The organism is Methanosarcina mangrovi (genome assembly GCF_052057765.1).
Taxonomy (GTDB): domain Archaea; phylum Halobacteriota; class Methanosarcinia; order Methanosarcinales; family Methanosarcinaceae; genus Methanosarcina.
Map to the genome: position 1 here is coordinate 959,532 of NZ_CP195120.1, position 24,301 is coordinate 983,832.

At 42.5% G+C, this 24,301-nt stretch carries 22 protein-coding genes; 12 read left to right on the top strand and 10 right to left on the bottom strand.

Going from position 1 to position 24,301, the window contains the following annotated elements; translation table 11 throughout:
- Nucleotides 1–32 precede the first annotated feature (32 nt).
- From ACSAZL_RS04565 to ACSAZL_RS04595, 7 genes are all read right to left on the bottom strand, one after another.
- The gene (locus ACSAZL_RS04565) at nt 33–821 is read right to left on the bottom strand and encodes an ATPase domain-containing protein (protein ID WP_440947548.1); all 789 of its coding nucleotides are present in this window, start codon (nt 819–821) and stop codon (nt 33–35) included.
- 126 nt (nt 822–947) lie between these two features.
- Nucleotides 948–1,463 (bottom strand): hypothetical protein, encoded by a 516-nt coding sequence (locus ACSAZL_RS04570; protein ID WP_440947549.1) that lies wholly within the window; start codon nt 1,461–1,463, stop codon nt 948–950.
- The gene (locus ACSAZL_RS04575; protein WP_440947550.1) at nt 1,463–1,957 is read right to left on the bottom strand and encodes a hypothetical protein; all 495 of its coding nucleotides are present in this window, start codon (nt 1,955–1,957) and stop codon (nt 1,463–1,465) included. The genes ACSAZL_RS04570 and ACSAZL_RS04575 overlap by 1 nt, the downstream gene beginning before the upstream one ends.
- Nucleotides 1,958–2,269: 312 nt before the next feature.
- Nucleotides 2,270–3,016, bottom strand: coding sequence for a hypothetical protein (locus tag ACSAZL_RS04580; RefSeq protein WP_440947551.1), 747 nt, complete (start codon nt 3,014–3,016; stop codon nt 2,270–2,272).
- A 42-nt stretch (nt 3,017–3,058) separates the two neighbouring features.
- Entirely contained in the window at nt 3,059–3,649 is a 591-nt protein-coding gene (locus tag ACSAZL_RS04585) for an archaellin/type IV pilin N-terminal domain-containing protein (protein WP_440947552.1), read from the bottom strand.
- Between the two features lie 439 nt (nt 3,650–4,088).
- A complete protein-coding gene (locus tag ACSAZL_RS04590) occupies nt 4,089–4,940 on the bottom strand; it encodes a 2-oxoacid:ferredoxin oxidoreductase subunit beta (RefSeq protein ID WP_440947553.1) in 852 nt (283 codons plus the stop codon).
- Nucleotides 4,927–6,666, bottom strand: a complete 1,740-nt coding sequence (locus ACSAZL_RS04595) for a 2-oxoacid:acceptor oxidoreductase subunit alpha (RefSeq protein ID WP_440947554.1) — start codon at nt 6,664–6,666, stop codon at nt 4,927–4,929. Before ACSAZL_RS04595 ends, ACSAZL_RS04590 begins: the two co-directional genes overlap by 14 nt.
- A 469-nt stretch (nt 6,667–7,135) precedes the next feature.
- On the opposite strand from ACSAZL_RS04595, the gene ACSAZL_RS04600 reads away from it, so the two are divergent.
- Nucleotides 7,136–7,354 (top strand): hypothetical protein, encoded by a 219-nt coding sequence (locus tag ACSAZL_RS04600; RefSeq protein WP_440947555.1) that lies wholly within the window; start codon nt 7,136–7,138, stop codon nt 7,352–7,354.
- 261 nt (nt 7,355–7,615) lie between these two features.
- On the opposite strand, the gene ACSAZL_RS04605 is transcribed toward ACSAZL_RS04600, so the two are convergent.
- The 3 genes from ACSAZL_RS04605 to ACSAZL_RS04615 form a co-directional block, all read right to left on the bottom strand.
- On the bottom strand, nt 7,616–7,777 hold the full coding sequence (locus ACSAZL_RS04605; protein WP_440947556.1) for a hypothetical protein: 162 nt from the start codon (nt 7,775–7,777) through the stop codon (nt 7,616–7,618).
- A gap of 331 nt (nt 7,778–8,108) precedes the next feature.
- Nucleotides 8,109–9,365 carry a hydroxymethylglutaryl-CoA reductase (NADPH) gene (hmgA, locus tag ACSAZL_RS04610; RefSeq protein WP_440947557.1) on the bottom strand — a complete coding sequence of 419 codons (1,257 nt, stop codon included), beginning with the start codon at nt 9,363–9,365 and terminating at the stop codon, nt 8,109–8,111.
- 677 nt (nt 9,366–10,042) lie between these two features.
- Entirely contained in the window at nt 10,043–10,411 is a 369-nt protein-coding gene (locus ACSAZL_RS04615) for a DsrE family protein (protein ID WP_440947558.1), read from the bottom strand.
- 926 nt (nt 10,412–11,337) lie between these two features.
- On the opposite strand from ACSAZL_RS04615, the gene ACSAZL_RS04620 reads away from it, so the two are divergent.
- The 11 genes from ACSAZL_RS04620 to ACSAZL_RS04670 all read left to right on the top strand — a co-directional run bounded on the left by ACSAZL_RS04620 (nt 11,338) and on the right by ACSAZL_RS04670 (nt 23,683).
- Nucleotides 11,338–13,281 carry a methyl-accepting chemotaxis protein gene (locus ACSAZL_RS04620; protein WP_440947559.1) on the top strand — a complete coding sequence of 648 codons (1,944 nt, stop codon included), beginning with the start codon at nt 11,338–11,340 and terminating at the stop codon, nt 13,279–13,281.
- Between the two features lie 44 nt (nt 13,282–13,325).
- The gene (locus tag ACSAZL_RS04625; protein ID WP_440947560.1) at nt 13,326–13,574 is read left to right on the top strand and encodes a hypothetical protein; all 249 of its coding nucleotides are present in this window, start codon (nt 13,326–13,328) and stop codon (nt 13,572–13,574) included.
- Nucleotides 13,575–13,831: 257 nt separating this feature from the next.
- Nucleotides 13,832–15,829 (top strand): methyl-accepting chemotaxis protein, encoded by a 1,998-nt coding sequence (locus ACSAZL_RS04630; protein WP_440947561.1) that lies wholly within the window; start codon nt 13,832–13,834, stop codon nt 15,827–15,829.
- Nucleotides 15,830–15,919: 90 nt separating this feature from the next.
- Entirely contained in the window at nt 15,920–16,399 is a 480-nt protein-coding gene (locus ACSAZL_RS04635) for a chemotaxis protein CheW (RefSeq protein WP_440947562.1), read from the top strand.
- Complete coding sequence (locus tag ACSAZL_RS04640) at nt 16,396–17,196, top strand: CheF family chemotaxis protein (protein ID WP_440947563.1); 801 nt, start codon at nt 16,396–16,398, stop codon at nt 17,194–17,196. Before ACSAZL_RS04635 ends, ACSAZL_RS04640 begins: the two co-directional genes overlap by 4 nt.
- An 18-nt stretch (nt 17,197–17,214) precedes the next feature.
- Complete coding sequence (locus tag ACSAZL_RS04645) at nt 17,215–17,577, top strand: response regulator (protein ID WP_440947564.1); 363 nt, start codon at nt 17,215–17,217, stop codon at nt 17,575–17,577.
- A gap of 16 nt (nt 17,578–17,593) precedes the next feature.
- Complete coding sequence (locus ACSAZL_RS04650) at nt 17,594–18,646, top strand: protein-glutamate methylesterase/protein-glutamine glutaminase (RefSeq protein ID WP_440947565.1); 1,053 nt, start codon at nt 17,594–17,596, stop codon at nt 18,644–18,646.
- Nucleotides 18,636–21,626 carry a chemotaxis protein CheW gene (locus tag ACSAZL_RS04655; protein WP_440947566.1) on the top strand — a complete coding sequence of 997 codons (2,991 nt, stop codon included), beginning with the start codon at nt 18,636–18,638 and terminating at the stop codon, nt 21,624–21,626. Before ACSAZL_RS04650 ends, ACSAZL_RS04655 begins: the two co-directional genes overlap by 11 nt.
- Nucleotides 21,619–22,221: a chemotaxis protein CheC gene (locus ACSAZL_RS04660; RefSeq protein WP_440947567.1), complete on the top strand. Its 603-nt coding sequence runs from the start codon at nt 21,619–21,621 to the stop codon at nt 22,219–22,221. The genes ACSAZL_RS04655 and ACSAZL_RS04660 overlap by 8 nt, the downstream gene beginning before the upstream one ends.
- Complete coding sequence (locus tag ACSAZL_RS04665; protein WP_440947568.1) at nt 22,218–22,880, top strand: chemotaxis protein CheD; 663 nt, start codon at nt 22,218–22,220, stop codon at nt 22,878–22,880. The genes ACSAZL_RS04660 and ACSAZL_RS04665 overlap by 4 nt, the downstream gene beginning before the upstream one ends.
- The gene (locus tag ACSAZL_RS04670; protein WP_440947569.1) at nt 22,871–23,683 is read left to right on the top strand and encodes a CheR family methyltransferase; all 813 of its coding nucleotides are present in this window, start codon (nt 22,871–22,873) and stop codon (nt 23,681–23,683) included. Before ACSAZL_RS04665 ends, ACSAZL_RS04670 begins: the two co-directional genes overlap by 10 nt.
- The last annotated feature ends 618 nt before the right edge of the window (nt 23,684–24,301 follow it).

Here is a 24,301-nt window from a genome sequence, read left to right on the forward strand (position 1 = left end):
TCCGATTGCCATCTTTCAGGATTTTTCCTTTTTCAGGCTTTTACCTTTGAAACAGGAATAATCTTCAGTCCGAACTCACTGTCCACATCAAAACTCACTAAATTTCCGTTAGTTTTCCTGGCACCCCTCAACTTCTGAATTTCCATGGTTTTTATCCACTGGTCTCCAACCTGCTCTATCCGAAGTTCAAGACAGGCACTGCAAACTGACCTCAGCCTGTAAAGCACGGCCTGGGAAAATGCATACCCGTGCACGCTGATAAGAATGGTTTTTCCATCATCACACAGCTTTACGCATTCGGTAAAGAAGTTTAACACTGCATTTTCCGAAGCATTCACTGCAAAGATCGTCAGGGAATCTATAAGGATCAATTCTTCTCCACACTTTTTTATGCATTCCAGCAACACCTGAAGCAGGCTCTCGCTCAACAGAGGATTTTCTTCGACATAGCCTGCATTAATTTCAAATATTTTTGCCCTGCCTATTATGAAGTAGTCCGAAATCCCATGTTTCAGGCTCTCCATCTGATTCAGGAGTTCTCTTGAGGTTTTTTCCGTTGTTATGGCAAGGACCCTTTTGTCCTGGTTCAGAGCCCCCCACATTATCTGCTGCAGAAAAATAGACTTTCCACTATCGTTTCCTCCCTCGAGCAGGCAAAGCGAACCTACGGGCACTCCTCCCTCCAGTTTCCTGTCTATTTCAAGATTTCCGGAAGATACGAACTCCAGTAATGCTTTTTCTTCCTCTTTCAGGTCGCCGAATACTTCTTCATAGAACGACTCATTTTCGAACAGTGCTCCTTCACTCTTTCTTCCTTCCATTTCTCTCTCCGCCCTTCTCCGGGAGTCCCCCGCAAATCCCTTTAATTCTTTCAGCAACCGGATCCGTCTGTTCCGGTTTACAATTCTTTAAGGATCTTCCTTGCCACCGAATTATCCCCTGAAATATTATCCGTTAAAATACCGTGAAGCCTTTGCTCCGTTGGGAGCAGCTACAAGAAACCAGTTTACACTGGAATTCCCAATCGGGTCTGAGGAATCCAGCCTGATTTGCACCTCCATTTCCTCCCCCGGGTCAAAAACTCCCGGGTTTATCAGGTCCGGAACAATATTCACTTTTGTCCACCTGTTCCGGGAAAGGATTTCGCTTTCCTGGTAAGGGATCCAGACCGTCTTTATGCTCCCCGATTCATTCTGGTAGGTAACGATTACATCCATGTAAGTGAAGTCCCCTATTTTTGTTGAGCCTGTGTTTTGCAGGGAGACCAGAATATCCACACTGTCAGTAGAGACGCCTGTAATCTCTATTTCCGTTTTTGCCATCTCATTTTTGTTTTCCTGCATCTTAATGACCGAATCTGCAAGCACGTCTGCCATGTAGAAACCTCCTTTCGAGCAGACATACGATGCCAGGAGGATGGTTGCAACCGAGATCATTGCTGCAATTATTGACCCGAAACCCATTATGACACCGTGAAATAAGCCTCTTCGAAAACCCCGTTGTACGTACTGAATTTGATAAAGTATTTCTCCCCGCTCACAGGCAGGTCTGCAGGTTTAATTCTTATAAGCAGGGTCTCCCCTTTATCCCAGTCCTCGTCTCCATCCTGTTCGATCAGGTAGCTCCAGCCCAGGGATGAACTTTCGTTTTCGTCGTAAGGTATGCGCTCAAAGTTTCCTGCCTTCCCGAAAAAGAGGTCCGATTCAGGGATCATGCCTGAAGATATTTCCTTGCATCCCACATTCTTTATCCAGACATGAATCTCGGTACCTTCAGCCCCGGTTGTTTCATGCAGGATTTCCATATCTGTCAGGATCTGGTCTCCCATAGCGTCTGATCGGCTCATTATCGGGTCTCCTGCCGAGATGACCGAGGGATACACTGCTGAAACAAATGCAAATGCACAGATAACGGATGCTGTTGTAAGAATCGCAGAGCTTATCGATTCCCCACTCAATTTTCGACCCCCGCTTTACTTTCAGGTTTTTTCAAACAGGATAAACCGCTTCTGATTCTGATTGAACAGTTTATCAAACCGGTTATGTATGATTTTTGTATGATCTTATTATGATCTTAAGTTGCATCAAACGAAACAAGTTAAATGATACTGCTGATGAAGATGATATCTTCTCATGTGTAATTTTGGTTTATGAAGATAATATTGATTTCTCTTGAATGTGCCACCTATTTTTTTCCCGCTTAACGCCGGATGGCTGGAGGCGGCAAGTTTTGATTTTTCAGTTTTTTCTCATTTTTTCTAGCTTCAAACTCAGTTGAAGACAAGTCCTTCTTTCTTCTCTTTTTCTTTTTCTTTCCCTTTCCAGCCTGAAGAAGCTTCGTAAAGTGGCTGAATATTCTTTCTAAAGTCCTCAGGATTCAGGATTGCACTCAACTGTGAAAGTACCATGATGTTGTCTTTCATGCTGACCCCGTCTTCTCCTGCGGGTTCTTCAATTGAAAGATTTGCAATGTTTTCTATAACTCCTTTAGTTTCTTCAGGTAAATAGCCTGTAAGGGTATAGAGGTTCAGCAGTTCTTCGAGGTTTCTGTGCCCTATTGTTCTGACAGCATAATCCACCCAGCGCATAAGTTCGACCAGCATGAATGTGTCAATTTTTCGGAAATTTTCCGGATCAGGCCTGTGCATTTCCTGTTTCTGGGCATTTTGAAAATTTTCCTGGCCGGGGCTGTCTATTTTCTGGAATTTTTCACTTTTTTTTATAATTTGATTTTCATCCCTCGGAATTCCTGCTGTGGACTTAAGTTCGGTTTCCCAATTAACAGTCATAGCTGATTTGTCATTCGCAGATTGATCATTCTCCAGTATCGCGGTTTTAAATACTTCCGTGCTTGGGATGTTGCAGAAGGGGTTTTCATTTTTATTTACCAGGTCTCTTATATCTACAAGTAATTCTTTGATTTCTCCTTTGATGAGTTTAATCTCGGTTTCGATTTCGCTTACTCTCTTATCCAGTTCCATCCTGACCACCTGAAGAATATATTGGATTATTCCCATTTTTTACAACAGTAATGGGAGAGGTTCCTGATATTATGGGATTCACTTCAGGTTCATGACGGCGTCAATCTGCGGGGGTGTAACTCTGGAAACGGGCAGGATTGCACCGATATTTGGTTTTACCTCAAGTCTGAACTCCCTATTGACAACATCAGTCATGTTCTCACTCTGCAGCATTGAGTTTTCGGGCACTTCAATGGTGATTTGCACTTTTTCGTGCTGCTCCAGTATGGTATCTCCGTCACTATTCCCTACGAACTCCTTAGTCCAGGTTGTGTTTGCCACATAAGCAGCACTATCGGAGTAGGATATGACCATCATTCCTTCAACACTGTCAACCCCTATATTTATCGGAGACTGGCCGGCAGTTAGCTGAAGGGTCAGAATCACGTGGTCTATTTTACTGTTGTTGCTTTTTGCAATTACGTCGCCTGCAAGTCCAACGGAAGAAGTTGTCTGCTTTATACCCTCATCAATTGTTGCTTTGGTGACATCTGAGGTCGTAAACCCGGCTCCGAGAATTACGTAAGAGAAAACTGCCGATACTACTACGAAAGCGGTCAGCACGATTGCAGCTTCAAGCCCTGTAAATGCTTTATCGTCTTTTCTAAAGGTGATAAAAACCCCTTTCATACTGTTTTCACTCCATTGTTCAGGTTTGAATGAAAGTATATAGGAAAGTCAAAAGGTTCCGTTTCCCAGCGCCTGGCATTCTAAATTTTAGACTGCAGTTTATTATGGAAGATATCGGTTCAGGAGCTGATACTTATGGTTCCCAGTGTAATGATCCCCCTCATATACATGTCAATAATTTTATAACAGATACTACACCTTCCTAATTTATTAACTTTTGCCAAAAAATTACAAAGTAATTATATTAGTCTTTATTTAAAATTTATCCATAATTTAATCTCGCAAAGATCTCCGAGTAGAAAATTTCGAAGAAAAATCAGAATATCGGACCGAGCTTAAATACTGAAAAAAGAGTATCAGGCCGGGTTTAATTATTAAATAAAAAAAAATTTATACTATCTCTAAAGAATATAAATATAAAAAATAAATTAAGTGAGGTTTAATAAAACTTCTCAATCTCGTGCTTTACGTTTTCGATTGAAAACTTTTGCCTCACAAGAGGTGTCTCCCGGATTGTCGGAATTATTTCTTCCAGTGCTTCCTTATCTTTTTTGTAAAATATGCCGTTAGGAATTTTGTCTCCCCATTCAAGAGACCTTTCAAAAGCTTTTAGGCGGTCGTAAGGTTCATAGTCATCTTCGAGTTTGTAAACTCTGTCCCGGTACCACTTGAAGGTATTAACTTTATTGAAAGTAACACAGGGCTGAAGAATGTCAAGCACAGAAAAGCCTTTGTGTGTTATGGCAGCTTTCATAAGTTCCTTCAGATGTTCCTGGTCTCCTGCAAAACCTCTGGCTACGAAACTGCAGTCCTGTGAGATTGCCAGAGCAAGGGGGTTCATGGGCTCGGCAGGGACACCCGAAGGCTGGACCTTTGTGCGGGTCCCTTTGGCTGTTGTAGGCGAAGCCTGTCCCTTGGTAAGCCCGTAGATCTGGTTGTCATGCACTAAAAGGGTAATATTCGGGTTCTTGCGGATGGCATGCAGGAAGTGGTTTCCTCCTTCTCCGTAACAGTCTCCGTCCCCGGCAACTGCAATCACATGCAGGGAATGGTTTGCGAGTTTTGCAGCCGTGGCAACAGGAAGAGTCCTTCCGTGCAGCCCGTTGAAGGTGTGGCACTTCATGTAGTGGGGTAGTTTTCCACTCTGTCCGATTCCCGAAACCACAAGGACTTCCCAGGGCTCGATCTCAAGCTCAACAAGCGCCTTCTTGACGGTTGAGAGGATCTGGAAGTTTCCACACCCGGGGCACCAGGCAGGAACCTGGCCTTCATAGTTTTCAAAGGTAGGCATCTACTTCCTCCTTCAGGCTTTCAATGGTAAACGGCCTTCCATCGTACTTTAAGATCTGGTGGGCAAATTCAAATCCTGTTTCGGCTCTGACGAGCTTTGCGAACTGTCCGGTGGCATTGTTTTCTATGGAAATGGCAAGCTTTGCATTCTTAAGAAGCTCCATATAATCGAACCTATCTCTTTCGGAAAGCGGGTAGATCTGGCTGAAATGCATCATAGCAATCTTTCTATCCTTAGAATAGGTGTCCACTATCTCTTTTATTACCCCATAGGTCGAGCCATGCCCTACAAGCACTATTTCGGGAGAGGGGTCTCCATACAGCAATGGCGCTTCGATTTCTTTTTTTATTAGAGCCATTTTTTTAAGCAGCCTTTTCTGTACCATCCTGACACGGGTTTCGGCGTCTTCTATGATGTGCCCTTCTTCATCATGCTCGTCACTGTCTGCCACAACCAGATGCTTCCCTGCCTCTCCCGGAACTGCAAGCAGGGAAATTCCCGTATCCGCATATCTGTAACGTTTGTACTCCTCTACCCCTTCCAGGTCTTTTTCCCTCAACCGGTAATCATTGTAAAGCAGATGTTCTAAATCGAAGTTTTCAAAAGTCCACTCCGAGTCTCCAAGGTACTGGTCGGACTGGATAAATACGGGGATCTGGTACTTCTCGGAAAGCTCAAAGGCCCTGTTGGTCAGGTAAAACGCCTGCTTTGGAGTCCCGGGCTCAAAAATTACCTTTGGAAATTCTCCGTGCGCCGCGTGCAGGACAAAAAGCAGGTCTGCCTGTTCCGTGCGGGTGGGCAAGCCTGTAGCCGGTCCGGGGCGCTGTACTTCGGCTATCACAAGAGGAGTTTCGGTCATTCCGGCCAGGGAAAGCCCTTCTATCATGAGCGCAAACCCGCCTCCCGAACTCCCTGTCATAGCTCTTACGCCTGCAAAAGAAGCGCCTATTGCCATGTTTATGGCCGAGATCTCATCTTCGGCCTGTTCAACAACGAGGCCGAACTCTTCCGCTCTGGATGCCAGGTAGTTCAGAATTCCTGTCGAAGGTGTCATCGGGTAGGCGGAATAGAATTTGCAGCCTGACATAAGGGCTCCCATCCCGATCGCCTGAATCCCGTCTATGAGCATGAGTTTTTTTTCTTCCGGCTCCAGGATTTCAACGCCCTCGCAGCGGGGGCAGTTTGAGGTCGCGTAATTGTACCCTGCCTCAGCGCAGGCCAGATTTTTCTCAATTACTTCTTCTCCTTTTTTCTTGAAAGTGCTTTTCAGGATTTCCTTCAGGTTCTCAAGCCCCAGGCCCAGCAGGCCAAGCACTGCCCCTGTTGCTACGGTATTTGCCATGATACTGCTTTTTCCGACATCGAGGGCTATTTTCTTGAAGGGAACGTCTATAAACTCAGGTCCTTCAAACTTCTTCTTTATAGTCTCGGAGTCGTACAGGATAAATCCGTCATCTCTCACGCTTTTTTTGTGAATTTCGATCGTGTTCAGGTCGAGGGCAAGAAGAATGTCAACCATATCCCTGGAGGCCGATACCTTCTGGTCGGAAAAACGGATCTGGTAAAAATTATGTCCGCCGCGGACCCTTGACATGTAATCCTGGTGCGTAAATACATGATATCCTTTTCGGGAAAAGATTTTTGCAAGAGCTCCTCCTATGGTCTGCAACCCCTGCCCTGCTTCTCCCCCTATTCGAAGTGTATAGTCCAGAAACTTTACCTCCAAACTTCCTTTATGTTTTCTGATTTCTTAGTCAATTCCCACTTTATTAGTGAGTTTAAAACTCTATAAATTTCATGATAGTGTAACAATAAAAGAGCTTGTAACCTCTCCGAAATAATTACAGTAAAACAGAACTTCCTCTGATTTTATTTTCTTTCTTTTTCTATTCTCCCCTGCCCTTTTCAGGCTTTCATCCTCTTCAGCCCCTAAGAAGTATTAATATTAAACCTTAAATAATCTTGCTTCCAGGCCTGATCCGGAAAATGGGTGAAAAATCTGCGCTAAAACGTGACTTTAAAGTACTAGTAAAATAAGTTCACATATGAGTACAAAAGATGCACAGAATGGTAGAATCAGACCTCCGGTCAGATGGCTTCCGGAATTGATTCTCTGAATATATTTTGTTTATCTGAAGTGAAGTCTCTATGAATAATTTTTGACGAATATTTGCACAGGAGAAGGAGCTAAAGTGTTGTCTAGAGATGCGGTAAAAGACTTCTTTGCTAAAGGTCGGGGTGTTTTGCTGGGTTTTTCCCTCGTACTTCTTGGAGCTCTTCTGATTACGGTTAATAAGATTATTGCCTCAATTTTGGTTCTCATCGGAATTATTTTCCTCACACTGAGCGACTATATTGGTGAAAGTGAGGAGGAATCAGAATGGGATAAGGTAAATGAGGATGAACGAGAATAATAGTGAAGCAGAGCTAAAGATTGGGGTAGAGCTAATGGGTGGAATCGAGCTAAAGATTGGGGCAGACTAACAAGAAGGGGAGTTAGAGCTAAAACAGGCTTAGAACCAAAGCAAACTGGGCTACAGCTAAAACAGGGTCATCAGGGCCTGTTTAAAGGAAGGCAGATGAGACTCAGGTTCGGATCATAATTTTTCCCGGAAAGAATGAGGCTTGAACCGACTGAAAGAAACATACCGCTTTGAATCAAAAATTTCCAAATTTCAGAACAAATAAAGGATTTTCCCGACAAGAATACAGCCTATCAAAGCAATTCCCAGTATCAATATATCCGCCTGGAGTAAAGCGTATAATATGAAAAAACAAATTATTGAAGTGACCGCACAGGCCAGAATGTCCACAGGATTGCTCATGCCTGCCTCCATTCTTATTTTAGAAATCCTCCATATGATAAGCATTTCTACTTTTGCTAAAAATTTAATAATAACCGGATGTATAATATTCTAAAAATAATCCTTTAATCAGCAGGCAGTCGGAATGCCTGATTGTGGTCTTAATTGCCAGATAGTAATTGAAAATCGAAATCGGTAAAGAACGAGGTAAGAAAGCGGCAAAGAAAAAAGGAAAAATGTAATCCCCACCCTGCTGTTTTCATTAAAGGAGGGGATTTTTTGCTTCGGTGCAGATCCAGGGTATGTTTTTATTTTCCTGAATGGCATGGGCTGAATTTTACCCTTTGCCTTTCATTCCGGAGCTTCAGAACTTTCCGCGTCCGAGCTGCGCGTGTGCACGTGCCAGGTGTCCGGCTGCCTGTGCCCCTATAAGGGAAATCTCTCCTGCAAGTACTGCAGAGGCTACGATTTCTGCAAACTTTCGCGAGTTTATGCCGGGTTCGTCTCCTGCTCCTGCCACTCCGAGGATGTTGAGGCAATCCCTCTGGGTCCCAAGCCCCGTACCTCCTCCTACAGTACCTACGGGAAGGGCTGGCAGGGTGACCGAACATCGGATCTCCTCGTACTTTGTAAGCTCCATACTCGTAATTGCGGTGCTGCCTTCAACGACATGAGCGGCGTCCTGCCCGCAGGCAAGGTAGACTGCAGCAATAATGTTTGCGGCGTGGGCATTAAATCCCATGGATCCTGCTCTTGCCGAACCAAGCAGGTTTTTACTGTAATTCACTTCAAACATTGACTCTGGAGTACACTTGAGGGTTTCTTTGACTATCTCTTCAGGGATAGTTACTTCGGCGACCACTGTCTTTCCTCTCCCGAGAATGGTACTTATGGACGCAGGTTTTTTGTCGGTGCACATATTGCTCGAAAGGGTAACGGGCTGTGCGCCAAACTCGTCTTCTATCAGGTGCATCACTGCATCGGTAGCTATGGTCACCATGTTCATGCCCATCGCATCTTTTGTGTCATAGGAAAACCTGAGATAAACATACGTCCCTGTCACGAAAGGCTTTACAGAGATCAGTTTACCAAATCTGGTCGTTTTTTCAGCAACCTCTTTCATCTGCTCGAAAATCTCAGGACTCTTCGCCCATTCATAAAATTTCTTGGCTCTATCAAGGCTCTCAAGCTTGAAGACCGGTGCCCTGGTCATTTCATCTTCAAAAACTCTGACATTTGCCCCGCCTGACTTTGTGATGACAGAACAGCCGCGGTTTACACTTGCCACAAGGGCACCTTCCGTTGTAGCCAGAGGGATATAGTATTCGGCATCTGCATATTCCCCGTTTACCTTTAAAAGCCCTGCAACCCCCAGGGGAATCTGAACCGCTCCTATCATGTTTTCAATGTTTTTCTTTGTCACGGTTTCTACGTCTAAAGAGAAGGTCTGGATATTTTCAAATTCGAGTTTTGCGTACTCCTGAATAGCAAGTCTCCGAATCTTTACTGCTGTTAGCGGGTCTGCAAACTCCTCAATCTTACGAAAGGCTATATCTCCATCGAGAACCTTTTGTAAAAGAAGCTTTTCTTCCTCGTCAAGTTCATAATCCCTTAAAAGCATGAAATCACCGGTTGATCTTTTTATTCTCTTTCCAAAAATTAATGTCCCATAGTGTTACGGTAAGAAAGCTAATTCAAATATTTTGCACGTTTGAATACGGTGCCTTTGTATGAAGATCCATTTTTATCCTAAATATCTGCATATTAGCATATAATTCATTCCTCAAAAACAGTTTTCAGACTACCTCTCATAGTCCGTCAAGATGTTCCGGAAAGCATAAAAATTGTTGCCTGTTTTGAAACAGTCGTTTACAAAAATAGTTTCTTAATTGTTAGCAGGGATATCCTTACAATAGAACATAGCTTTAAAGGATAATTCAAAAATATTCTCAAAATTGCCCAAAAATGCTATTTTGAAGGGAGGTATTTAAAAAATAGTCATTTAAAGCTGTTTTTAGTTCTCATTCCAAAAAAATTCTGATAAACTATGAATAAATTTTAAATGAATTTAATGGTATTTTAAGAGTTTTGAAGAATTTTAAGGGAATTTTAAGGGAATTTTAAGGGAATTTTAAGGGAATTTTAAGGGAATTTTAAGGGAATTTTAAGGGGATTTTAAGGGGATTTTAAGGGGATTTTAAGGGGATTTTAAGGGAATTTTAAGGGAATTTTAGGGGATTTTAAGGGAATTTTAAGGGGATTTTAACTTAAAGTTGATTTTCGACTAAACTCTCAGGTTCAGAAGTTTATAATCAGCTGGTTTTCCTCTCTGTAAGTCAGAAAAAGCTCAGCCACATCTTTTGAGCAGATAAACTCGATTCCCGGGATCAATTCTTCTTTCTTAAGCCCGATCATGTCCGAGGCGAGCTGACAGCATCGGAATTCTACTCCCATTTCGATGCATTCCTGAACTGAGGCATCGTACTTGGGTGACCCTCTCGTTTTATCTTTCTTTGCAAGCAACACTCCCATAGGCCCCCATAGAATAACCAGAACATTGAGCCCTTTACTTCTATAATACTTCGCGAACTTGAGAGTTTCCTGCGGGCTGGTGCTTTCGTACACCATATTTTTGAGTAGCAGTAGTACCTTTTCGACTTTTGTCATAAGAACCCCAGGTCTGAACAATACTTTTCTGAAACAGATTACCTGGATGTATATAAAGTTTCACATTGAAAACGAGGATATATCCATTTTTTTACTTTATTTATATAAATTTATTAATCCCCAGAAACCTGAAAAATCTGTACACTTACACATAATTTAGCTGACACTATTACAGTTTGAAAATATTCGGGCATTTATTTAAATTTAAGGAGTTTGAGCTAAAGTATCTCAAAAAACTTATAAAGTTTAACGGTGATTATAGAGTTCAATTTTGAAATTTTGTTTGGCTGAATATTTGTCTTCGACTCGAACTTTTTTCATCTGGCAGCAGACCAATCGCGATCCCGTATGGCACAGGTTTGAAAGTCGGAAGACCCCGTTTTCGATATTTTCCAGATTTTTCTCACACCTATTTTCCGCAGACGTCCTTTCAATTTCTCAATATTTTCTTACTATCGTTTTTTTCTTAAAACCGTCCTGGTTAATCGAACACGTGTTTTTGAAATATCCCGCAATTTTCTAGCTTTTGCCTTCGTTGAAAACTTCCAGTCCCCATTTCCTGAGGCTTTAGTTGGTATACAACTGCAGATTTTTGAATAATTCTCCGAAAACAACAAGAAAGATATTATTTTTTTGAAGAGATCTGTGAAAAGTTGGTTCATATGGAGTTGCCACACATTTTATGTTAAAAAATAAATTGTTATGTTATTTATTCTGTCCAAAATAAAAAAAATGGTTAACGGTAGTTGAAGCTCCATGTCTTTGAAGGTTTCAAACTCCCCTATATACTTATATACTCCTTATAAATATAATTATAGTTATTACCAAAATAATTGGGAGATTGTTCTAAGATGGTTTCTACAGATTGTGTTTCAGAATTTCCAAAGAAAAACAACTCTTTGGATAATTTAGTTGAAGATGACGATTTGATAAAGAATGAAATAAGCTCGCTAATAGACGGACTTCCTGTAACTGTTTTTAGAGTTTCGAATGAGTCTTTGCGGGATATGAATTACATAAATAAAAATGTAGAAAAACTCACCGGTTATTCTGCATCAGACTTTGTCGCCCAAAAATTACTGTGGTCTGATATTGTGTTCCCGGAGGACCTTCCCGTTATCGACAAAGTTGTGCAGAAAGCGATAAAAAACAAAACTCCTTATCAGATCGAATACAGGATCAAAAAATTCGATGGTACTACCGTATTCATTCAGGAACAGGCTCGTCCGTTTAAGGATGACAGTGGAAACGTTGCTTATATTGACGGGGTATTTCTGGACTTAACTCTGCAAGTAAAGCAACGAGACGAATCTCAAAGGATGATTGTTAACAGTATACCCAAACCATCACTTGCATATTTTGTAGACTCGTCTCGAAAGATAAGATTTCTTAATGACTATTTCGTAGAAATTTGCAATCTTAAAAGTGCAAATGAGATGATAGGGCTGACCCCTTCTGACATAGTGGAAAGCAGTACTCTGGTCCATGGTAACGAGGGAACCAAATCGATTGCTGAAACAGTGCTGGATACTGGAAAAGGGGTCTATAACATTGAAGGGTCCATTAAATTCAGGGGTGCAGACCGAGCTATATATGTAGTATCTTCTGCCACGCCGATAAGAGATGAGACTGATACCATTATCGGCAGTCTCATGATCCTGACCGATATGACCGAGATGAAAGAAAAAGAGAAGGAAATTGAAGAGCTTTTAAACTATACTAACGTCTGTCTGAAAAACCTTGGGGAAGGTATCAGAAGAATTAGTGAAGGAGACCTTGATGCTTATCTGGAAAAGCTCAAGGACGACGATTTTGGAGCCACTTTTGACGAGTTCAATAAGCTTGTCATTAATCTGAAATCGGTTATTGAAAATATCCTGACAGATATGCTCACAACCCTTGAAGAAGCCCGGCAGTCCGAAGAAGCTGTCAGCCAGATGAATACGGGCATGCAGCAGATTTCAACTGCTGCCGAGCAGATCGCAACCGGCTCTGAGAACCTTTCGAGGCATGCGGGCACGGCAGCTTCGGACATAAAAACTTCTGAAGAAATTTTCAAAAAGCTCAGCGAATCTTCCACCGAATCGTCCAGCTATGCTTCCCAGGCAGGCAAAACCAGTGAAGAAGCCCAGGAACTCAACAACATGGCCCTGGAAGGAGTTGAACAGTTTGTTGCTGAAATCTTCAAACTTGGCACCATTGTCCATTCTCTGGATGACGCTGTAAATAATATCGGAGCCGTTACCGGAAAAATCAAGTCGATTGCCGACCAGACCAACCTCCTTGCTCTGAATGCCGCAATTGAAGCCGCACGGGCCGGAGAATACGGCAGGGGCTTTGCCGTTGTTGCCGATGAGGTCCGAAAACTTGCTGCAGATTCAAGAAAGAGTACTGATGAGATAAATGAAATTGTTACGAGCGTCCAGAAAGAAACTAAAAAAGTGACAGAAGCTATTAACGCTGCAGACGTCCAGGCTAAAACCGGAAGCAAGAATATTAAACAGGCTTTGAATAAGAGCTATGAAATTGCTACTGCGGTTGCCACTATCAACTCCATGCTTGCCGAACTGGACAGGTTTGCAGAAGAAGGCCTGGAGAAAATTGAAAATATTGAGAAAAGTATCAGTGAGACCGCATCCACTGCTGAAGAAAATGCCGCAAGCAGTGAAGAAACTTCTGCCGCTATCGAAGAACAGACTGCTGCCATGCAGCAGGTAAGCACCTCGGTGCAGAATGTTAGCGGGCTTGCCCAGAAAACCGTCGATACTCTCCTGGAAAACTTCAAAGTGTCGGAGGAGCAGACAAACAATAAATCTTCTTTCGGAGAACCGCAACATCCCAACAGGAAGAAGGGTTCAAAAGTATACTGAATGTTGAATCAAGAGATGTTTGAATTCGGGGCTAATGGAATGCAGTGGTAGTATTCTGTAATTCCTTAACCCCCTTTACAGGAATGAAGGTTGACAGCATCAGTGAAGTCAAATACCTCTCTTCCCAGGACATCGAAGAAATGCCCGGGATTCTGGCTTTAAGAAATGACTACAGGTTCTTGAAAGGTGCGGGAAAAATTGAGGACGGGATTCGCCTTAATGGATCTCAGGGAGTTCTTAAGCGAGGACGAGCTGCAGGAGATGAACTGATAATCGAGAAAGTCCTGCCCTGAAACTGCTAATGATATTCGTTTTCGTAGGAATTATTCTGATAGTATTGTGGACTGTTTTCTAATAGGTATATGAGTGGTTATTAATTATCTCGATGTCTAACGGGTTTATCGATCTTTTTTTGCCATAATATATATAATTACTTGTGCATTGTCACTGCTTTTTGCCGGAGGGGTCTGTTTTTTTCACCTATAAACTTATATACTTCCTCTAATTATAAACATAGTTATTATATATATCATTAGGGGATTGATTTCAAATGTCTTCAATTGTATCTGATTTAGGAAACACAAGGCAGAAGGACTCACTAAAAAATTTAGTTGAAGGTGAGGATCTCCGAGTAAAGGAGACAAGCTCACTAATAGATAATCTTCCCATTACTATTTTCAGGACATCTGTCGATTCTTCCTGGCCTATCAAGTATGTAAGTAAAAATGTAGAAAAGTTAACCGGCCACTCCAAGATAGAGTTTATCTCGCAAAAATTGTCTTGGTCTGATATTGTTTTTCCAGAAGATGTTCCACTAATCGAGAAGATCGTTCAGAAAGCTATGAGAAATAGGACTGCTTACCAGGTCGAATACCGAATCAAAAAAACAGATGGCAGTACGGTATTCATTCAGGAGCAGGCTCATCTTGTAAATGATGAAGCCGGAAACCTGGCTTATATTGACGGGGTATTTCTGGACGTAACTCCGCAGATACTGCGGAGAGAAGAATCCCAGAGGGTTATTGTTAGCAGCATCCCGCAGCCGTCTCTTGCACTTTACGTAGATGCTTCTGGAAGAATAAAGTACATTAACGATTATTTTGTGAAAGTTTGTAAGTTTAAGAGAGCGGAAGATGCAATCGGGATTTTTCCTGGCGATTTGATGGAGAGTAGCGATAAAAAATCGCTTGCTGAAAAAGTGCTGGAATCAGGAGAAGCAGTATATAACCTTGAACGCCCCCTTAAACTTAGGGCTCTGGATAAACCTCTGCACACAGTGACCTCTTCCGTCCCGATAAAAGATGATGGTGGAGCTATTATCGGAAATCTCACGATCATAACTGATATGACCGAGATGAAAGAGAAGGAAAAGGAAATTGAGGAACTTTTACACTACACCAACAGCTGTCTGAAGGATCTGGGAGAGGGAATCCGAAGAATTAGTGGGGGGGATCTGGAAGTCCATCTGGAAAAGCTCAAGGACGACGATTTCGGTAAAACCTTTGATGAGTTCAATAAACTTGTCGCCAATCTGAAATCGGTTATTGAAATTATTCTTGAAGACATGCTCACAACCCTTGAAGAAGCCCGGCAGTCCGAAGAAGCTGTCAGCCAGATGAATACGGGCATGCAGCAGATTTCAACTGCTGCCGAGCAGATCGCAACCGGCTCTGAGAACCTTTCGAGACATGCCGGTACAGCAGCCACTGATGTAAAAGCTTCTCAGGAGATTTTCAAAAAGCTCAGTGAATCCTCCACCAAATCGTCCAGCTATGCTTCCCAGGCAGGCAAGACCAGCGAAGAAGCCCAGGAACTCAACAACATGGCTCTGGAAGGCGTGGAGCAGTTTGTTGCAGAGATCTTCAAACTCGGAAACATTGTCCACTCTCTGGATGACGCTGTAAATAATATCGGAGCCGTTACAGGGAAAATCAAGTCGATTGCCGACCAGACCAACCTCCTTGCTCTGAACGCAGCCATTGAAGCAGCAAGAGCCGGGGAATACGGAAGGGGCTTTGCAGTTGTTGCTGACGAGGTCCGAAAACTTGCTGCCGACTCAAGGAAGAGCACTGATGAGATAAACGAGATCGTCACAAACGTCCAGAAAGAGACCAAGAAAGTAACGGAAGCTATCAACGCTGCCGACGTCCAGGCTAAAACCGGAAGCAAGAACATCAAACAGGCTCTGAACAAGAGTCATGAGATTGCCGCTGCAGTTGCCACCATAAACTCCATGCTTGTCGAACTGGACAAGCTTTCAGATGAAGGCCTGAATAAGATCGATAACATTGAGAAGAGCATCAGTGAAGCTGCATCCACCGCTGAAGAAAATGCCGCAAGCAGTGAAGAAACCTCTGCGGCTATCGAAGAACAGACAGCTGCCATGCAGCAGGTAAGTACTTCGGTACAGAGCGTAAGCGAGCTTGCCCAGAAAACCGTCGATACTCTCCTGGAAAACTTCAAAGTGTCGGGAGAGCAGACAAGCAATCAACCTTCTTTTGGAAAACCACAGCATTTCGACAGGAAAAAGAACGCGAGAATGTACTGAATGTCGAATCCGGAGCTGTTTGAATTCGGGGATAACGGGGTGCAGCAGTTTGTACTCTGCAATTCCTTAATCCCTTTCAGGTGATGAAAAATGAGCTATCATAGTCAGATTGTAAATGTGGATAATACGATTCAGGTGATTGTCTTCAATCTTGGTGAAGAAAGATATGGAGTTGAAATTTCCCAGGTAAAGGAGATTATCCTGCCGACTCAAATTACCAGAATCCCAAACGTGCCTGGCTTTGTAGAAGGAGTCCTGAACCTCAGGGGGCAAATCGCAGCCATTATCAATCTCAGGAAAAGATTGGGAAAAGAATCGAAGAAAAATGATGAAAATACCCGGATTATTGTTGTCGAATACAATAATGCCACCATTGGGATGATGGTTGACAGCGTCAGTGAAGTCAAATACCTCTCTTCCCAAAATATCGAAGAAATCCCCAGGTTTTTGGCTTTGAGAGACGATTCCAGGTTTTTGAAAGGCGTAGGAAAACTTGAGGACGGGCTTCTCACCCTGATGGACCTTAAGGAGCTGTTCAGCGAAGACGAGCTGAAGGAGATCAGGGGATGACCGAAAAAGTCCACCTTCGAGCTCCTATTAAAACTTATAATGGTGGATGGGTGGATGTAGAACTGGTAGTTACCGACAATAACCTTGTTATAGGCAAAAGGAACATCCCCCTCAAGGAAATAGAAGACCTTGAAGACGTTGAAGTGGAGGGCGTTAGTTGTATCCAGATTAAAAAAGAGGATAAAGTCATCCTTAGACTTCCTCCTAATCTTCATCAACAGGTTTTCAAATTCATTGCATTCAACCTGAAAGCGGATAAGTTTGCAGTGTTTTTTTTGGAATCTGCTACTGTAGGCGGTGTTGTTTCCTCGGGTGCCCAGTGGGAAAAAGGGTATTTCAGCGTAACTGATGAAGGATTCTGGTTTTTGTCCGCCAGGAACCAGAAGAGGATTCCGATTGAAAATCTCGGGTCCGTTAAAACCGATCTCAGAAACGTTGGCGGGAAACAGAGAAAAGTTCTCGTCCTGTCTCATGTTGAAAAAAGCAATGTAGTGACAAGTCTGGTCCTCTGCCCGGAAAGTACGCTGGAAATGCTTGAAGGCTATCTTCAGAGACTTTTTGAAAAACATAAACCTGCAATTACCCTGTCTGAAGATGAAATGCAGATTCTCACTCTGATCTATTCCGGATTGGATTTTGCATCAATTGAAAACATCGTTGGGATGTCAACGGATGAGCTGAATACTTATTATGACCGCCTTGTCGATTCCGGCCTGGCTAAGGTTGTCAAGATTAGAAAAGAAATCGAATTGACCCCTCATGGGGTAAGTATGGTAGATAAAATATCCAAAAGATAATTTTTATGGGGGATACATATGGCAAAAGTATTGATTGTTGATGATACAGCTTTTATGAGGAAACTTCTTAAAAACATTCTTTTCGGCGCCGGATTTGATATCGCAGGGGAAGCTGAAAACGGAAAGCAAGCAGTGGAAATGTACAGGAATCTCAAGCCGGACGTTGTTACAATGGACGTCGTTATGCCTGAAATGACCGGAATTGACGCCTTAAAGCAAATAAAGGCCTCTGATAAAGACGCTAAAGTTGTGATGTGCACCGCCATCGGGCAGGAGAATATAGTAAAGACTGCAATAAAACTGGGGGCAAGAGGCTATATTATAAAACCCTTCCAGGCTCCCAAAGTCATTGAAGAGATAAAGAAAGTAATCGGTGAATAAATTTTGGGGATAGAGCATGATTCGCACTCTTATTGTTGACGATTCTGCCTTCATGCGGATGGCAATAAGAAGCATGCTTGCAAGCAGCTCGGACATAAAGATAGTCGGAGATGCGTGTAATGGAAAAGAAGCTGTGGAAAAAGCAAAAAAATTACATCCTGACATAGTTATAATGGACGTTAACATGCCGGTCATGGACGGGTTGACGGCTGTTAAAACCATTATGAATACGGACCCCGTTCCCATCATCATGTTCAGTACCCTGACTACGGAGGGTTCAAAAGAGGCACTGGAGGCTTTACATCTCGGAGCAATAGATTTTACCGCAAAATCCGAGTCTCACCATGATGTGAATAAGGCCGAAAAAGAGCTTGTTGATAAAATAAGAAGTATTCACAGTTCAAATCCTAACATATTAAGATTAATAAATATGAGGAAATTCAAAGGGGAGGTAGTCAGGGGGAAATGGAGATGTGCCGGCGACTTTGGAATTCTCATAGGGTCTTCTACAGGTGGCCCTTCATCGCTTGAACAGGTGATTCCAAGGCTACCTGGGGATTTGCCTGCTCCGGTTTTTGTTGTTCAGCATATGCCTGAAGGCGGTTTTTGCAGGCAGCTGGCAGAAAGGCTGAATTTTCTGTCAGAGCTGGAAATAAAGGAAGCCAGAAATAATGAAAAAGTAACGACAGGTGTTGTCTACATAGCACCGGGAGGCTACCACATGACCGTCAGAAAGGCTCTGGATGTCACCAGAATCAAACTCATAAAAGGTCAGCCGGTTCATGCCGTAATGCCTGCGGTTGATGTAACTGCCGAAAGTATGCTGAACGTATACGGAAAGAACATAGTTGCCTCTATTCTTACGGGTATGGGATTTGACGGGGCTTCCGGGTTTAAAAAGATACGGGATGCAGGAGGTTCCACTATTGCATGCAGTGAAGATACCTGTGTTATTTTCGGGATGCCAAAGGCCGCAATAGAGGCTGGAGCAATTGATGTTGTTAAACCCATTTTTGAGATCCCTGAAGAAATTGTGAATAAACTGGAGGCGAAGTGCAATGGAAAGTGACATGGCAGCTTATAAAAGCGATTTCCTTCAGGAAATATACGAATGTCTCGATGTATTTAATCAATCTTTCGTGGACCTGGAAAATGGTGACGCTGCCGCAATTGACGAAATCTTCAGGATAACTCATACGATAAAAGGAATGGCCGGGTTTCTCGGATATACATCCCTTGAACATCTGTGCCACAGTATGGAAGAAGTCCTTTGTGGCATAAAAAACGGAGACATAGAGATAGATGGCGAACTGGTTGACATCCTGCTATCGACAGTTGACCGAATCATAGAGATCGTCAAACAAATAGAAAGCGCAGATAACGATAATGTCAAAATAGACGATCTCCTGAAAGCTTTCGAAAATTACGAAAAAATGAAGGATGACGAGCAGGAGCCACTTTGTCCCCTCTCCGTTGAAAAGAAGAACACGGCTCCGACAATAACATCTGTGCCTTATTCAGAAGAAAATATCGCCCCGAATTCCGAATGTTCTGATAACAAGGGAAGTGGAATTGCCTGCAGTCCGGATGCCTGTAGTCTTGTTCTGGATTTAACACTTACTAAAGACTGCGTTATGAAGGACTTGAGGGCGGCACTTGTTATAGAATCCCTCCGGGACGTCTGCAATATAGCCCGTACGGACCCCGATGAAAATGAAATGGATAAAACCTTTAACGGTCATCTGAAAGTGTTTTTATCGGGAAACCGCAATAAAGTTGAGGGATTGATGGATCGAATTTCGGAGATCGAAAATTTCGAAATTTCAGAAATTGAATCCCCGAATTCGGAATCTCCTGATAACAAAGAATCCGAGGGGGCTTGCAGTCCGGATGCCTGTAATCTTGCCCTGGATGTAACCCTTGTTAAAGACTGTGTTATGAAGGGTCTGAGGGCGTCTCTAATCGTGGAATCTCTCAGGGACGTCTGCAAAATATCCAGCATGGAGCCCGATGAAGATGGACTGGATAACGCTTTTGACGGCCACTTAAAAGTGTTTATTTCAGGAGATCGCGACAAAGTTGAAGGGTTGATGGACCGAATTTCGGAGATCGAACATTTCGACATTTCTGAAATCAAACAACTTAATACTGCTTGTGATGAAGAAATTAAATGTAACAGTCCTGTAGCGGAAGAAGCTTTCTCCGATACCCTTTCAACTTCATCCCTTGTATGTGAAAAACCGATAGTTTCAACCGGAAACAGATCAAATTCGCTTCACTTCTGCATTTACAGTTTGACAGCAAGATTGCGCTGCATTCTGGACAGAATAAGCAGGTCAATAAATTGTTTCAAAATGACCGAATCCGCAGGGATACTTCCAAAGAAAAAATGCAAGGAATCTCCCCCTGGAGTTCCGAAGTCCCCGGAAGTCCGGGTTCCGGAACAAGATCCTGAAATGAGTCCTTCAGTTCCTGATCAGGGTTTGCAGCTGGAGGAAGCCGGGATTTTCGAGCAAATTCCCGAGCCGGCTTTTGAAGGGCACATTCCTGATAAGAGTATTCCTGATGAGGTTATCTCTTATACGAGTTCTGATACAGGTATTCTTGATAAGGGAATTTCTGATACGAGTTCTGATACAGGTATTCCTGATAAGGGAATTTCTGATACGAGTTCTGATACAGGTATTCCTGATAAGGGAATTTCTGATACGGGTATTTCCGATCAGGAGTTGTTGCTTGACAAAACCCAACCCTCTGTAGAGAAATCTGAAGCCACCCGTATTCCGGGGCCAAAGCCGCAGGAGGTTCGGTATAGCAGGGAGTCGGAAGCTGACTCCGGCAATCACTTCTCCGAATCGACAGCATCCGCAAAAGCGCCACTGGAAGCACAGAGACAGGAAACTATCCGGGTCAGGACCTCCAATCTTGATAATATAATGAACCTTGTCGGAGAGCTTGTTATAAACAAGGGACGTCTGCTTCAGATATCCCAGGAGTACAACCTCCCCGAACTTGAGGAAGCTACCGGGACTCTGGATAAGTCCATCTCAAGCCTGCAGGATGAAGTGATGCGAATACGGATGGTAAAAATTGAGAGGGTATTCAGTAAGTTTCCGCGTATGGTAAGGGACCTGAGCAGAAAATTCGATAAAAATATCGAGTTTGAAATTGAAGGTCAGGACACGGAACTGGACAGGACCATCCTGGATGAAATTAGCGATCCTCTGGTCCACCTTGTTAGAAATGCCGTTGACCACGGTATAGAATATCCAGAAGAGCGGAAAAAAGCCGGGAAAAACGGAGTCGGGCACATAAAACTCTCTGCCAGAAGAGAGAAAAACAACGTAATAATCGAGATCGAAGATGACGGCAAGGGCATAGATATTGAGGTCCTGAAAAAGAAAGCCGTTGAAAAAGGAATATTTTCGGCATTTGATGTGGAAAACCTCAGTGAAGAAGAAATCCGGATGATAATTTTCGCCCCGGGCTTTTCGACAAAGGAATCCCCAACAGAGATCTCTGGTAGGGGTGTGGGTATGGATGCAGTAAAAACTGCTGTTGAAAAACTGGGCGGGAAGGTCAGGGTTTATTCGAAGAAAGGAGAGTTTACCAGAATCAGAATTGATCTGCCTCCCACCGTTGCTATAATCAAATCCCTTTTAGTGGAGGTCGGGCCTGAGACATACGCTATCCCGATTTCTAATGTTGTAAAAGCTCTGAGTGTTGAAAGCAGTGATTATAAGCTCGTTAAAGAAACTCCTGTGCTTTACATAAGGGACAAGCTAATACCAACTGCTGAGTTGAGAGAAATTTTCAATGTTGAATGTGAAAAATTGGATAAAGAAATTGCCATAATTGTTGAAAAAGAAAATGAGGAAGTTGGTCTCATTGTTGATTCGATCATAGACCAGCAGGAAATTGTTATCAAACCACTTGGGAATATTTTCTCAAATTCAAAAGGATTTATCGGAGCCACAATATTAGGGGATGGGCGTGTAATTCCGATTATTGATGTTTCAATGCTTATAAAAGGTGATATCGATGACTGATTTAGGTAATCTCAGTGAAGTAGAACTGGATGTTCTTAAAGAACTCGGGAATATCGGGACCGGACATGCTGCAACAGCTCTCTCTAAACTACTTGATAAAGATGTATATCTTTCAGTTCCGAAGGTTAAGGTAGGAGAAATAAAAAATCTCTCAAGAGAATTTATTGGTGAGATTGTTGCGGGAGTAATTATAGCGTTGCAGGATCTCGAAGAAAACAAATCCGGGTATCTGTATATCATGTTCCCTGAAAAATCGGCAAGAAAAATTGCAGGTGATCTATTCTGTCTGGGAGAGCTGGACGAAGAAATGTATGCGTCCACAATTATGGAGGTCGGAAACATCCTGTCCTCTTCTTTTTGTGATGCATCGGCTGATTTTATGGACATAATATTGCTCCCGTCTCCTCCAAATTTCGCAGAAGATGTGCCTACGGCAGTTATCGATTCTGTCGTTTCGCAGATGGCTAAGAATAGCAACCATATTATCCTGTTTGAGACCTCTCTCAGCTCCGATTCGGATATTGAGATTTATTTAGCCCTGCTTCCGGAGACCTGTCTGCTTGATGATATGATGAAAATTATGGGACAACTATGAATGACGACATTTTATTCGTCTCGAATGGGAATGGGAAAGCTATTTTCTTAACCAGCAGGGCAGTGCTGGTTAAGTCTTTTTGTTCGCTTTCGAAAACCTGCTCATTTAGGGATTCTTGCCAGTCATGTGAGATAGTTGATGCTGCAAAAAATTACCTGGCGGGCAAGAAACCAGGTTTGAACGTCAAAAGCCTGGACGGAGAACTCTCTGCCGGGATAGGGGAATACAAAATCGGGAAAAACGTCCTCCTAAAAGTGATGGGACTTGGCTCCTGTATTGGCGTTATTCTTTCTGATGTTTCAACAGGTATATGCGGAATAGCTCACGTGCTGCTTCCGGGAACTTCGAATTCGGGGGAAGCCAAGTATGCAGAGACAGCCATAGAAAAAATGTTTGAAGATATGATCAAAATGGGGGCAAGAAAAAATCGGATTACTGCAAAGTTTGCAGGAGGAGCTCAGGTTTTTAAGCACATGAGCCTGGATATCCTCAAAATCGGAGACCGAAACGCCATATCTGTTGAAGAGGCTCTGGTTAAAAGAAATATCCCTATTCTGGCAAAAGATGTGGGCGGGGAAGTTGGCAGGAACGTAATCTTCAATCCTGTGGACGGAAGCATGATTGTCAAATATACAAAAGGGGAAGTACTGTGGTTGTAAATCTTGATGAAGACTTTAACTTTCTTGTACGAAAAATTTCGAAATCATCGGGGATCGTTCTGACCGGGTACAGGGATAGTTATCTCAGGAGAAGGATTGACCTGAGGATGAAAGCTGTAGGTGAGGAAAACTATGTAACCTATATGAGACTCCTGGAAAGAAACCAAAACGAGATGAAAGAAGTTATAAATGCCCTTACGGTAAACGTTACCGAGTTTATGCGGGACAAAACTCCTTTTAAGTTTTTCCGGGAAGAAATCCTGCCCGACATAATGGAGCGGAAAAATAAGTCAAGAAGCAACATGGTCAGGTTCTGGAGCGCAGCCTGTTCCTATGGGGAGGAACCGTATTCAATAGGCATCTGCTCAAAAGAGGTTTTGCCGGAAGACTGGAGCGTCTCCATCTATGCAACCGACATTGACGAAAAATGCCTCAAGGGCGCTTCACAGGGAATATATCGTAAAGAGCAATTAAAAAACTTGGAACCGTCTATTGTACGAAGGTATTTTGAGCCAGCCGGGGAAGACTTCAGAGTAAAACGCATCCCAAAACTCTTGATCCGTTTCCAGAAACATGACCTGACCAGCGAAGCTCCTATTTCAAAGCATTTTGATGCCGTATTCTGCAGAAATGTCATGATCTATTTTAATGAAAGCCAGAAAATAAAAATGTTAACTGATTTCTATAACTCTCTTTCGGACGGAGGCTATCTGGTTATAGGAAAGTCTGAAACCCTGCCCGTTGAAATAAGGGAACTGTTTACTCCTGTAAGTGTGAAAGAAAAGGTTTTCAAGAAAGTATAATTTCCTGCCTGGCTTATATTTGTTCTTATCTTTACTCGCGGTCGTGGAAATTCTTAAATCCACAAATTTTTTTTGTATCTGGCATCTTAAGATGTGTACAGATGTAGATGTAGATGTAGATGTAGATTTAGTTTCCGATTTGTCAATTGTTCTTCCTTAAAAGTAGGTGGGTTTTTTAAACTACTCATATTGAAAGAAAGGATGGGGTTTTATAGACATTTGCAAGTGCAGGTTAAATTTACTTTTTGATCAAATGGAAATTTCGGAGAAATTCTCCCTGGATTTTTTCTATTATTTTTCTCTACTTTTTGCATCAATTCTTAATTTATATTATCTATTTGTCTCTTTTATTGGGAAATATTGCTATTTCTACGAAGCTAGTATATAAAAATTCCATCATCTTTGTATTTTTTTATCCTAATAAACATCTGTTAATGCCTGATATTATTTAAAGATAAATGATACGATATGCAGCAATCTATGTGATAATATATTTCATTAATCTAAATTTTTTTAATTTATGTCTATAAGTCACGGCATTTTCGAAAATACTGTATTCGAAGCCTTTATATTATCTAGTTAACACAGTTAATTGAATAAATAATTCCTTTTTTTGCA

Bases quoted from the DNA above. Each gene is read 5' to 3' on its own strand.
- ACSAZL_RS04645 (WP_440947564.1), top strand. From the start codon at position 17,215: ATGGCAAAAGTATTGATTGTTGATGATACAGCTTTTATGAGGAAACTT.
- ACSAZL_RS04585 (WP_440947552.1), bottom strand. From the start codon at position 3,649: ATGAAAGGGGTTTTTATCACCTTTAGAAAAGACGATAAAGCATTTACA.
- ACSAZL_RS04665 (WP_440947568.1), top strand. From the start codon at position 22,218: ATGAATGACGACATTTTATTCGTCTCGAATGGGAATGGGAAAGCTATT.
- ACSAZL_RS04570 (WP_440947549.1), bottom strand. From the start codon at position 1,463: ATGGGTTTCGGGTCAATAATTGCAGCAATGATCTCGGTTGCAACCATC.
- ACSAZL_RS04640 (WP_440947563.1), top strand. From the start codon at position 16,396: ATGACCGAAAAAGTCCACCTTCGAGCTCCTATTAAAACTTATAATGGT.
- ACSAZL_RS04565 (WP_440947548.1), bottom strand. From the start codon at position 821: ATGGAAGGAAGAAAGAGTGAAGGAGCACTGTTCGAAAATGAGTCGTTC.
- ACSAZL_RS04580 (WP_440947551.1), bottom strand. From the start codon at position 3,016: ATGGGAATAATCCAATATATTCTTCAGGTGGTCAGGATGGAACTGGAT.
- hmgA (WP_440947557.1), bottom strand. From the start codon at position 9,365: ATGCTTTTAAGGGATTATGAACTTGACGAGGAAGAAAAGCTTCTTTTA.
- ACSAZL_RS04650 (WP_440947565.1), top strand. From the start codon at position 17,594: ATGATTCGCACTCTTATTGTTGACGATTCTGCCTTCATGCGGATGGCA.
- ACSAZL_RS04660 (WP_440947567.1), top strand. From the start codon at position 21,619: ATGACTGATTTAGGTAATCTCAGTGAAGTAGAACTGGATGTTCTTAAA.
- ACSAZL_RS04615 (WP_440947558.1), bottom strand. From the start codon at position 10,411: ATGACAAAAGTCGAAAAGGTACTACTGCTACTCAAAAATATGGTGTAC.
- ACSAZL_RS04605 (WP_440947556.1), bottom strand. From the start codon at position 7,777: ATGGAGGCAGGCATGAGCAATCCTGTGGACATTCTGGCCTGTGCGGTC.
- ACSAZL_RS04655 (WP_440947566.1), top strand. From the start codon at position 18,636: ATGGAAAGTGACATGGCAGCTTATAAAAGCGATTTCCTTCAGGAAATA.
- ACSAZL_RS04630 (WP_440947561.1), top strand. From the start codon at position 13,832: ATGTCTTCAATTGTATCTGATTTAGGAAACACAAGGCAGAAGGACTCA.
- ACSAZL_RS04590 (WP_440947553.1), bottom strand. From the start codon at position 4,940: ATGCCTACCTTTGAAAACTATGAAGGCCAGGTTCCTGCCTGGTGCCCC.
- ACSAZL_RS04635 (WP_440947562.1), top strand. From the start codon at position 15,920: ATGAGCTATCATAGTCAGATTGTAAATGTGGATAATACGATTCAGGTG.